12 protein-coding genes are annotated in these 11049 nt (G+C 43.2%); 11 read left to right on the top strand and 1 reads right to left on the bottom strand.

Annotation, left to right across the window (positions count from 1 at the left end; all coding sequences use genetic code 11):
* Positions 1 to 3 precede the first annotated feature (3 nt).
* From ACJ9PY_RS26295 to ACJ9PY_RS26245, 11 genes are all read left to right on the top strand, one after another.
* A complete protein-coding gene (locus ACJ9PY_RS26295; RefSeq protein WP_241589569.1) occupies positions 4 to 588 on the top strand; it encodes a cob(I)yrinic acid a,c-diamide adenosyltransferase in 585 nt (194 codons plus the stop codon).
* Between the two features lie 2 nt (positions 589 to 590).
* Positions 591 to 1085 (top strand): ECF transporter S component, encoded by a 495-nt coding sequence (locus ACJ9PY_RS26290; protein WP_063574619.1) that lies wholly within the window; start codon positions 591 to 593, stop codon positions 1083 to 1085.
* Positions 1082 to 1780, top strand: coding sequence for an ATP-binding protein (locus ACJ9PY_RS26285; RefSeq protein WP_411739297.1), 699 nt, complete (start codon positions 1082 to 1084; stop codon positions 1778 to 1780). The genes ACJ9PY_RS26290 and ACJ9PY_RS26285 overlap by 4 nt, the downstream gene beginning before the upstream one ends.
* Positions 1781 to 1912: 132 nt before the next feature.
* A complete protein-coding gene (locus ACJ9PY_RS26280) occupies positions 1913 to 2236 on the top strand; it encodes a hypothetical protein (RefSeq protein WP_057278218.1) in 324 nt (107 codons plus the stop codon).
* 316 nt (positions 2237 to 2552) lie between these two features.
* Positions 2553 to 4097: a gluconokinase gene (gene gntK, locus ACJ9PY_RS26275; RefSeq protein ID WP_057278217.1), complete on the top strand. Its 1545-nt coding sequence runs from the start codon at positions 2553 to 2555 to the stop codon at positions 4095 to 4097.
* Between the two features lie 213 nt (positions 4098 to 4310).
* On the top strand, positions 4311 to 4787 hold the full coding sequence (gene ybaK / locus ACJ9PY_RS26270) for a Cys-tRNA(Pro) deacylase (protein WP_095678764.1): 477 nt from the start codon (positions 4311 to 4313) through the stop codon (positions 4785 to 4787).
* A gap of 89 nt (positions 4788 to 4876) precedes the next feature.
* On the top strand, positions 4877 to 5995 hold the full coding sequence (locus ACJ9PY_RS26265) for a PRK06851 family protein (protein WP_057278215.1): 1119 nt from the start codon (positions 4877 to 4879) through the stop codon (positions 5993 to 5995).
* Between the two features lie 166 nt (positions 5996 to 6161).
* Complete coding sequence (locus ACJ9PY_RS26260; RefSeq protein WP_258249495.1) at positions 6162 to 7028, top strand: Cof-type HAD-IIB family hydrolase; 867 nt, start codon at positions 6162 to 6164, stop codon at positions 7026 to 7028.
* 27 nt (positions 7029 to 7055) lie between these two features.
* Entirely contained in the window at positions 7056 to 8144 is a 1089-nt protein-coding gene (locus ACJ9PY_RS26255; protein ID WP_411739296.1) for a PQQ-dependent sugar dehydrogenase, read from the top strand.
* Positions 8145 to 8544: 400 nt separating this feature from the next.
* Entirely contained in the window at positions 8545 to 8964 is a 420-nt protein-coding gene (locus ACJ9PY_RS26250; protein ID WP_053536927.1) for a MarR family winged helix-turn-helix transcriptional regulator, read from the top strand.
* An 18-nt stretch (positions 8965 to 8982) separates the two neighbouring features.
* Positions 8983 to 10188 (top strand): MFS transporter, encoded by a 1206-nt coding sequence (locus ACJ9PY_RS26245; protein ID WP_268935960.1) that lies wholly within the window; start codon positions 8983 to 8985, stop codon positions 10186 to 10188.
* A 151-nt stretch (positions 10189 to 10339) separates the two neighbouring features.
* Here the strand turns inward: ACJ9PY_RS26245 and bshB2 are convergent, their stop codons facing one another.
* Complete coding sequence (gene bshB2, locus ACJ9PY_RS26240; protein WP_034315960.1) at positions 10340 to 11005, bottom strand: bacillithiol biosynthesis deacetylase BshB2; 666 nt, start codon at positions 11003 to 11005, stop codon at positions 10340 to 10342.
* Positions 11006 to 11049 lie beyond the last annotated feature (44 nt).

Genomic DNA, 11049 nt, shown 5'->3' with positions numbered 1-11049 from the left:
GGGATGAAAATCTATACACGTACAGGGGATAAGGGACAAACCAGCGTAATCGGAGGTCGGCTTGACAAGGATGACATTCGTGTTGAATCTTATGGAACGGTGGATGAAGTGAATAGCTATATCGGTCTTGCGGTGACAGAATTGGATCCTGCGATATTTACGGATATACTGGCCGATCTAGAAAAAATCCAGCATGAGTTGTTTGACTGCGGCGGTGATTTGGCAACCGTTTCTGAGAAAGCCCCGCAAAAGCTGACGGATGAGGCCATTACCTATTTGGAAGAACGGATAGATGCCTTCATACTTGAAGCGCCGGAATTGGAAAAGTTTATCCTGCCTGGCGGTTCAAAAGCGGCTGCAACGATTCACATTGCCCGAACCGTGACAAGAAGAGCAGAACGGCTGGTCGTTTCATTGATCAAGTCGGGTGCGGCCGTTTCACCATTATCACTTCAATATTTAAATCGTTTGTCGGATTACTTCTTTGCTGTTGCACGTGTGATCAATTTCCGTCTTGGTGTAAAAGATGTGGAATATATCCGCAGCGCAAATGTGTTCCGGGGAGGGAAAAGAAAGGAAAAAGAGTAAACATGGATGTAAGAAAAATTAGTGCAATTGCTATATTCATCGCCTTATCGGCGGTAGGGGCAATGATTAAAATCCCTTCACCGATCGGAAGCATCGCTTTGGATAGTTTTCCGGCCCTTTTGGCGGCTGTCATACTTGGCCCGGTATCGGGGGCTATAGTTGCTGGGCTTGGTCATATCATTTCAGCGTTCATCGGCGGCATGACACTTGGGCCATTCCACTTTTTGATCATGGTCGAAATGGCTGTCCTGACATGGATGTTTAGCATTTTATATATAAACGGGAAAAAAGTAGGCGCATTTTTCCTCTTCTTTATCAGTAATGCCTTCGTTTTGGCCCTGCCTTTCGCATTTCTGATCAGCCCTGGCTTTTACACGTTATTGGTTCCGGGCTTAACGGTGGCGACGGCGGTAAATGTAGTATTGGCAGTCCTTTTATTGCCGCGCTTGGAGCCTGTTTTGAAAAAACTCATTTTTAAAGATGGATTAGCAGAATGAGTGATTCATTGATTTTGCCATTTTCCGAATCAGATTCCTTGATCGTCTCAAGTGACAATAGTGGCGGGATCGGGCTGAAGGAAAAAGATCTTGTCCATGTCCCTTATGAGGTCGTTGGATATTATTCCTTTCGGGTTGCCGTCATGGAATGCCTGGGCGTTGGCGGAAGACCCGTAGCCGTCGTACTAAATAATTTCTGCGGTGATGAAGCCTGGGAGGACTTGACCAGGGGTGTCAGGAAGGGGCTGTATGAATTGGGAATGGAGGATCTTCCCATCACTGGCAGCACAGAAAGTAACATGCCGCTTCTTCAGTCGGCACTTGGTCTTATGGTGATTGGTAAACGAGTGAATGAACGTGTTAAAAAGCAACAGCCCTTACGGAAAATCGCCCTGATCGGCAGGCCGCTCGTTGGAGAGGAAGTTATGGAACAGCAAGAATGGGTCGCACCATTATCTTTATATAAAAGCTTATGTGAAATGGTAGGTGTTCAGGCACTTCCAGTCGGCTCAAAAGGGATAGCGTATGAATGGGGACATCTTGATCAAAGTGGTGAAGGTGTTTCTATGCATATAAGCAATAAAGTCGATATTGAAAAATCATCAGGACCATCCACCTGCTTCCTCATTGCCTATCCTGAACAACTGGAGGAAGAAATCAAGCAAAGATCCGGTCCTCTTTTTATTGGCGGTTGATCGATCCAAGACTGAATCAGGCATCGAGTTTAGTTCATAATGAACGGGTTCGATGCTTTTTTCATTGAGATCTTACCTTGATGGATTCCTTTCCTATTTAGGGTGAATGCTTGAATAAGATGTTTGGTTTATTTGGATAGGTGGGCTTGTTGCCCGGTTTTATCATGCCAAAGTAAAAAGAAACCCATTATTGCCTTACTGCTCGCTTCCGTCACTTTAGGGATCATCACAGGTATGGATATTCGGGATGTTGCAGATGCTGTTCAGACAGGGGTAGGTATTACTCTTGGTAATGTTGATCGGAGCTTTGGTGAAGATTCAACATGGAATGATGGGTTGATTTCATTGGAAAACCAATCATTGCGCCTCATGGTTTCACTCTTTACATTAGGTTGCGCTAGAGGTTTTAATAAAGGGGAGCAAAACCAATTCATGTCCGCTGCCTCCATCATCTAGATTATTGGAGCGGGCGGTGCATTTAAAAATGTATGGCAAGAGCTGGTGAAAGAAGCCATTGCAAGTCAGTCTAGCGACATCCTTTGATTTGTTGGGCTGGCTCGTTACAGCCATGATAAAATCTGCTGTCCTGGTGTTATAGTAAATTGCCGGTCCAATACTCCATCACATGTGAATGGAGCAGATTTTGGATGGTCAGCAGTCGCACATACGATAAAGACTTGAACGGTTATGGAAATGACTATATCAGTCGTTTCACTTATCCTAATCTTACTATTGAATTCAATTGTTTAAGAGAAAGGAGCATGATGTATATATGAAGCATTCAGGTTATATGATGGGGATCGATATTGGCACGACGAGTACGAAAGTTGTTCTTTTTTCAAAAGGGGGGGAAGTTGTCCAATCTTGTTCAAGGGGATATCCTCTGCACAGTCCAACTCCTTCCGTTGCGGAACAAGATCCCGAAGAAATTTATAAAGCGGTCATCATTGCTATAGGCGAGGTCATGATTGCAAGCGGAATAGAAAAGCAAGAACTGGGATTGATATCGTTCAGTTCGGCGATGCATAGCTTGATCGCCATGGGTAAGGACGGCAACCCGCTGACGAATAGCATTACATGGGCGGATAATCGAAGTGTTGCCTATGCGAGGAAACTGAAGGCTTCGGAACAGGGGATGCAATTGTATCACAGGACCGGAACGCCTGTTCACCCGATGTCCCCAATCACGAAAGTAATGTGGTTAAAAAATGAGCACCCCGGAATTTTTAACGAAACGGACAAATTTATAGGAATTAAAGAATACATCATCTATAAATTTTTCAATGAGTATGTAATGGATTATTCACTCGCTTCTGCAACGGGCATGTTCAACATGAATGACCTGAATTGGGATGAAGAGGCACTCACCATTGCTGGAATTGGGGCTGATAAGCTGCCGATGCTTGTCCCTACAACGCATATCCTCTCAGGTTTAAGTGAGGAATTAGCTTCAAAAATGAACATTCATGCTGGTACACCGTTTGTGATTGGAGCGAGTGATGGCGTGCTTGCCAACTTAGGTCAAAACGCAATCAAGCCAGGCGTTCTGGCAGTGACAATCGGAACGAGCGGTGCGGTAAGAACCGTCAGTGACAGGCCGCTTACCGATCCCAAAGGCCGGACATTCTGCTATGCCCTTACTGAGAATCATTGGGTAATCGGCGGACCGGTCAACAATGGGGGAATCACCTTCCGATGGGCACGTGATCAATTGGGCCGTGTGGAAATCGAAAAAGCAAAGGCTTCGGGACAGGACTCCTATGAGATTCTGACGGATATGGCTTCTAATATTGCACCTGGTTCTGATGGGTTGATATTCCATCCGTATATGGCAGGGGAACGGGCACCATTATGGAGTGCCGATGCAAGGGGCTCCTTCTTTGGACTGGCGCTTCATCACACTCGTGACCATATGGTCCGGGCAGTACTGGAGGGTGTAATGTACAACTTGTACAGTGTCCTTATAGCCGTAAAGGAATTGACTGGTGCTCCCGAGAAGATTCATGCAAGCGGCGGATTTGTCCGTTCGAAGCTCTGGCGCCAAATCATGGCTGATATATTCAATCAAAACGTGACAATTCCAGAAAGCTTTGAGAGTTCGAGCTTAGGTGCCGCCGTTCTTGGATTATATGCTTTAGGCGAAATCGAAAGCCTTGATGAGGTTGAGGGTATGGTTGGTGAAACGAATGAACTTGTCCCGATCGAAGAGAACGTCAAAGTGTATGAAGAATTGATGTCAATTTATTTATCCGTAAGCAGGCAATTGGAAGGCGACTACAAGAGGATAGCGGATTTCCAAAGACGCCATTTAGAATGACTCTTAGGATGAATGAGCACTGTGCTTCAATTTGTCGAAAAGAGAGCGGACTTCAGAACACGACTGGAACTTTTTTTAATAAAAACTGAGGAAAACAGGCTTTTCCTCGAATTTGTCTATAGTCTAAAAGCACAAATGCATAAGCACTGTGCTTTTCTTTTTGCCTGGTAATTAAAATGGTAAAATGGAATAAAACGATAAGGGGAATTTCTTATGGGAGCCAGTAAAACGAATGCAATGCGAATTCTTGATAACAAACGTATAGAGTATGGCATGATGAGTTATGATGCCCGCGATGGAAAAATTGATGGGATCACTGTTGCGGACAAGATTGGAAAAGCGCCAGAAACCGTTTTTAAAACGCTTGTCACCCATAACGGACCCCAGCAGCTTTACGTATTTGTCATTCCTGTAGCCACCGAACTAGACTTGAAAAAAGCAGCGAAGGCCGCAGGTGCAAAAAAAATTGAAATGCTTGCGGTTAAAGATCTGCAAAAATACACAGGGTACATTCGGGGAGGCTGTTCCCCGATCGGAATGAAAAAACAATACCCGACCTTTATCGATGAAAGTGCAGCAAACCTGACTGAAATCATCGTAAGTGGAGGGAGAATCGGTACACAGATCGTTTTAAAACCGTCAGAATTCCTGGAAGTCACACAAGCGGAATCTGCCGCCCTAATAAAATAAATTGTTTATCTTTAGGTATTCACCTATTAGGCACTTTTTTCATACGCTGTCTTGAAGATCACATCTTTATTGTGAGGGAGAGTGTGAAAGTGACAGGAAAAGTGATGAATTATTTTGCTGGAGGCAATACGGCTAAAGGTTTTTATAGTTTATATGATTCAAATTTAAAAGGCCTGGAAAGATTATTCATATTAAAAGGCGGACCTGGTTCCGGTAAATCGACCATTATGAAAAAAATCGGCCAAGAATGGCTGGATAAAGACTATGACATCGAGTATTTGCATTGTTCGTCCGATAACGATTCCATTGATGGAGTAATCATACCGGCTTTGAAAATCGGTATCGTGGATGGGACTGCGCCGCATGTGATTGAGCCGAAGGCACCAGGGGCGATTGAGGAATATGTGAATCTTGGGGCTGCCTGGGATTCCCAGCAGCTGGCTTCTGAAAGAGCGGCCATCATAAAGTTGACGAATGCGAGAAGCAAGAGTTTCGAAAAAGCATATACCCTATTCGCTGAAGCATTAAAGATACATGATGAATGGGAAGACATTTACAAGTCAAATATTGATTTCGCAAAATTGAATGGGTTGACCAATAAATTGATTGAAAGCTTTTATAGAGATATCGTCCTTAATAAGAAGTCGGATGTTCGTCACCGATTCTTAGGTGCAGCTACACCAACGGGTGCAGTTGATTTCATACCCAATATTACTGAGGGAATACAAAAACGGTACTTTTTAAAGGGGCGTCCAGGTTCAGGGAAATCAACGATGCTGAAGAAGATTGCAAAGGCTGCGGAGCAAAGGGGCTTTGATGTGGAAATATATCATTGTGGTTTCGATCCGCATAGCTTGGACATGGTAATCGTCCGGGAGGTGGGAATCGCCATCTTTGACAGCACATCGCCTCATGAGTATTTCCCGAGTTGTGGAGGGGACGAAATCATTGATATATATAAAACGGCCATTTTGCCAGGAACAGATGAAATATATGCCGATCAATTAAAGGATGTTTCCACCAGGTATCGGACGAAAATGAATGAAGCGACAGCAAATCTGGCTAAGGCAAAAGAGCTGCATGACGAACTCGAAAAGATTTATGTAAAAGCAATGGATTTTACAGCCATCGATGATATTCAAAAAGACATCAATGAACAGATTACTGAACGGGCACAAGATGCCGATAGAAAAACGATTCTACATTAAGAAAATAAACTGCGCCTACCTTAAATAGGCGCAGTTTATTTATATACATAAAAGGATTTTTTAACCCCTGAAGCCACATCAAGAATATATACGGGTTTGTTAAACGTGTTTATCCACGCCCTTTCGGTTAAAATAGGGATTATATTGAAAAAAGGGGCCGATTGAATTGATAAAGACGATTGCGATTGATATGGACGGAACATTGCTAAACAAAATGCAAAAGGTCAGTGAGGAAAATAAACAAGCAATCCTGAGGGCGCAAAGCGAGGGAGTGGAAGTGATCATTGCTACTGGAAGATCTTATGTGGAAGCAAGGTTCGCTTTAGATGAAGCAGGCATCGTTTGCCCTGTCATCTGTGTAAATGGTGCGGCCCTCTTCACGGAGGAAGGGGAGATTGCCGCTTCTAATCCAATGTCAGCAGCCACTGCTAAAATGGTCGCTGGATTCCTCGAAGAACAAGGGATTTATTTCGAAATATATACGAGTCAGGGGATTTATTCCAAAGACTATGAAAACGCAATATCTGTTTTGGTTGATGTATTCGTTACAGCCAATCCCGACATTGACCCTGAGGGTATGCGAAAATTTGCAGAGCAGCGTTTACAGTTGGGACAGGTAACTTCAATTTCCGATTATTCCGAGTTATTCAGCCGTTCGAATGAGGAATATTATAAAATTCTCAGCTTCTCAAAGGATTTAACTTTATTAAATCAAATTGCTTCGAAATTGGAAGGACAGGGAGTTACAGTCACTTCATCAGGACGTGAAAATGTAGAAATCATGAGTGAAACGGCTCAAAAAGGTACGGCACTTGAAACATATGTGAATGGAAAATCCGGCTCGATGCAGGAAACCATGGCTATTGGGGATAATTATAATGATGTATCCATGTTTGAACGGGTAGGTTTGTCTGTCGCAATGGGAAATGCCCCGCTCGAAATTAAAAAACTGTGTGATGCAGTAACAGGCAAGAATGATGAATCAGGCGTCGCGGAGGCAATTTTAAAGGTACTTAAACAGTCAGCCTATTAAACTCATGAATCAAAGGGGGAAAGAACATTGAAAAAGATGCTCTTATTTTTCCTTATGGCGACATTGTTTTTAACTGGTTGCAACATGAATGATGACGAAAGCAAAAACCAGCCGAATCCTGACAAGGAAGTGACAGGCACTTTAGGGGAAGGTCCGGATGTGTTGGTAACGAACCTGCAGGCCCCGTGGTCGATTCAGAAGAATGGGGACATAATGTATGTGTCAGAGCGGACTGGAACAATCGTCGAATGGGACAAGGATAAGATGACACGGCAAAAGGTCAATCTTAAAAAGACATTGTCGGCGAAAGCGGAAGCTGGATTGCTTGGATTTTTACTAGCTCCCGATTTCTCTAAGAGCGGGCAAGCTTTCGCCTATTATACTTATGAAGAGGGCGGGGATTCCATCAATCGCATCGTCATTTTAGAAAAAAATGATGATATATGGCAGGAGATGGAGACCTTAATCGACGGAATACCAAGCGGGGACTTCCACCATGGCGGCAGGATCAAGATTGGACCGGATGATAAGCTATATGCAACAACAGGTGATGCAAGAAAGTCTGAAATTGCACAGGACATAGAATCTTTAGGCGGGAAAATTCTGCGCTTGAACCTGGATGGCACCATTCCTAAAGATAATCCTTTCGGGAATTCATATATCTATTCATACGGTCACCGCAATCCACAAGGTCTGGCTTGGGATGAAGCAGGACAGTTGTATGAAAGTGAGCACGGAGATTCGGCCCACGATGAATTAAATAAAATTGACCCCGGTAAGAACTATGGCTGGCCAGAGATACAGGGCGATGAGCAGAAACCGGATATGGTAAAACCATTGATTCATTCCGGTGAAAATACATGGGCTCCTTCAGGCATGGCCTATTTTGACGGAAAGCTTTATTTTGCAGCCTTAAGGGGCGAAGCGCTAAAGAGTTACGATGTAAAGAGCGGAAAACTGACCAATATCATAACGGGCTCAGGAAGGATACGTGATGTATTCGTTGATGAAGAATTCATATATTTCATAAGCAACAATACGGACGGCCGAGGAAATCCTGATGAAAAGGATGATAAGCTATATCGTTTGCCGCTATCTCGGTTAAATATGCCTTGATGTGATCAATGAGCAGAAAAGAAGCATATATTTGGGAAACCTCGCCAATAGCGGGGTTTCCTTTTTGTGTATGGCACCAAATTCACGAGTAAAGGTGTGAAACTCACGAGTAAAAGCATGAAATTCACGAGTAAAAGCATGAAACTCACGAGTAAAAGCATGAAACTCACGAGTAAAAGCGTGAAATTCACGAGTAAAGGTGTGAAACTCACGAGTAAAAGCATGAAATTCACGAGTAAAAGCGCGAATCCCCTGAAAAGGGTATTTTTTTGTCTCGGAAGTGGTGTAGAAGCTGAGGATACTGTGTCCCTACGGTTGTTTTCGTTCTTCCTGAGGGCTAGACATTTTTAATGAATAGGTGTATAGTTACCTAGGTAACTACTTTACAGGAGGAATACCTTTGTCCTTTCAAAATGGTTTTTTTCATCATAACTTACAATTTTCAAGGTCATTTACGAAAAAGTTAAATGAACAATTGGCCAAGGTTGATCTTTATCATTCCCAATGGTCAATTGTATATTATCTAAGTCAGTTCGGCTGTTCTACGCTTGTTGAAATAAGCACTTATTTAGATGTGGAGAAACCGACGGTAACTAGGACGGTAAACCGGCTGGAAGAGCTTGAGTTGATTGAACAAGTTCCAGGAAAAGATAAACGGGAACGGAGAATACAGTTAACGGAGTCAGGTTTAAGGACTTATCAAGAGGCCAAAAAGGTAGTTGAGGAATTTGAACTTCAATTAATGAGCGGTTTGGCTGAAGAAGACCGGGAGGCAACGTTACGTACGTTGATTTTCCTGAAGGAAAAATTAAAACAATAGTAAGGAAGAAGGATTGAAATGAATCACAAACCGAAATTGTGGACGAAAGACTTTCTGATTGTTTCGTCTGTGAACTTTTTTCTATTTTTAACTTTTTATGTCCTGATGGTGACATTGACCATTTATACGATGGATAATTTTAATGCGTCGCAAGCACAAGCAGGGCTTGCTTCAAGTATTTTTGTTCTGGGGGCTGTGCTTGTCAGACCGATTGCAGGGAAAAAAATTGACAAGATCGGCCGCAGAAAGATGTTGCTTGGCTCGTTGGTTCTATTCCTGATCGCATCCATCGGCTATTTCCTGGTGAATAGTTTATCCCTCTTATTGATCGATCGGTTTATTCAAGGTTTTGCTTTTGGCCTTGCCACTACGGCAACTGGAACGATTGCTGCGGATATCATTCCGAATGAAAGACGCGGGGAAGGTACGGGTTACTTTGCCATGAGTACCAACTTGGCAATGGCATTCGGTCCGTTCATTGGATTGCTGATAACACAGCATTTCAGTTATTCCATCATTTTCTATGCAGCCTCCTTATTTGCCGCATTTTCTTTAGTTGCATCATTATTCATGAATGTGCCTGAGGGGGATAAGGGCGGAGCTTCGCCACAAAAAGGATTTAAAATCAGCGATTACTTTGAAAAAAGGGCACTGCCCATTTCCATTTTTATCGGGTTTGCCGGATTTACCTATTCGAGCATCTTGTCCTATTTAACGTCTTTTGCGAAGGAAATGGATTTAATGGATGCGGCGAGCTTCTTCTTTGTCGTTTTTGCTGTTTTCCTTTTGGCGTCCCGTCCGTTTACAGGACGGATGTTTGATGTGAAGGGGGAAAATGCAGTTATTTACCCATCGCTCTTACTATTTGCCGTCGGTATGGTCATCCTCAGTCAATCCCATCATGGTATCACGCTTCTGATTGCCGGCGCCTTGATCGGAGTGGGGTATGGTACATTCCAATCAAGCTGTCAAGCGATTTCCATCAAGGAAGCCCCATCAAATCGGATGGGATTAGCCACATCCACATTTTTTACAATGTATGACTTCGGTATTGGTGTTGGTCCATTCCTATTGGGATTCCTTATTCCATTTACAGGGTTCAAAGGGTTATTCATGGGAATGTCGGTTTTTGCATTCGTACTTATTGGCATTTATTACTTGGCACATGGGAAAAAAGCCTCAGCAAGAGTGAAAATGCAGCATGAGGAACGCTTGTCTGCCTAAATTTTTTCAATAGGATTGTATAAAAAGAAGTATTTTGGGGATGCTTATATTATGATTGATTTTCCAAAGTATCCCCCTTTTCTCCGCCTGTAATCCAACAGGCGTTTTTTTTATGCCATAAACAAAGAAAACCGCCTTATTGGCGGTTTTCTTAAAATTTATAGGTCCATAATCTTTCTTTGCGGATCCAGTCTAGGAAATCTGCATCCTGATTTTCGAATTTCTCTTTCCAATCGATCACCATTGCTTCCGTTTGCGAACGGTGGGCAGTGAATGTGGCTACCTTTTTTTCTTCGACGGCAGTGATATCATGGACGATGTCGGGCTGTCCCAGTTCGTCAATGCAGTTATTCGAGAAGGCGACACAATGAAGTTTAGGTCTCTCTTTCTCTTCCATTCTTTCCACGGCCCGAACTACAGCCCGTGCTGTCGCTTCATGGTCCGGATGGACACTGTATCCTGGGTAAAACGTAATGATCAATGAAGGATTCAATTCATTGATGGCATCGGTGAATAATGAAGTCAGCTTTTCATCATCTTCGAATTCAATCGTCTTATCACGCAATCCAAGCATGCGTAAATCTTGGATGCCTATCGCATTTGCTGCATCGATTAATTCCTTTTTACGAATTTTAGGAAGCGATTCCCTTGTTGCGAATGGAGGGTTTCCTAAATTACGTCCCATTTCTCCTAAAGTTAAGCATAAATAGGTGACAGGAGTGCCCGCTTCTCTATGAAGGGCAAGCGTTCCGGAGACCGAGAAGGCTTCATCATCGGGATGTGGGAATATAACTAATACATGGCGTTCTTTTTCCAAGGTATATTTCTCCTTCCGTACTACTTACAGTAGGTATGTTTATC

Origin of the sequence: Peribacillus sp. S4, assembly GCF_046715815.1 — a bacterium.
In the GTDB taxonomy this organism is placed as follows: domain Bacteria; phylum Bacillota; class Bacilli; order Bacillales; family DSM-1321; genus Peribacillus; species Peribacillus frigoritolerans.
Note: the sequence above shows the minus strand (reverse complement) of the source record. Positions and strands in the feature narration are given on the sequence as shown.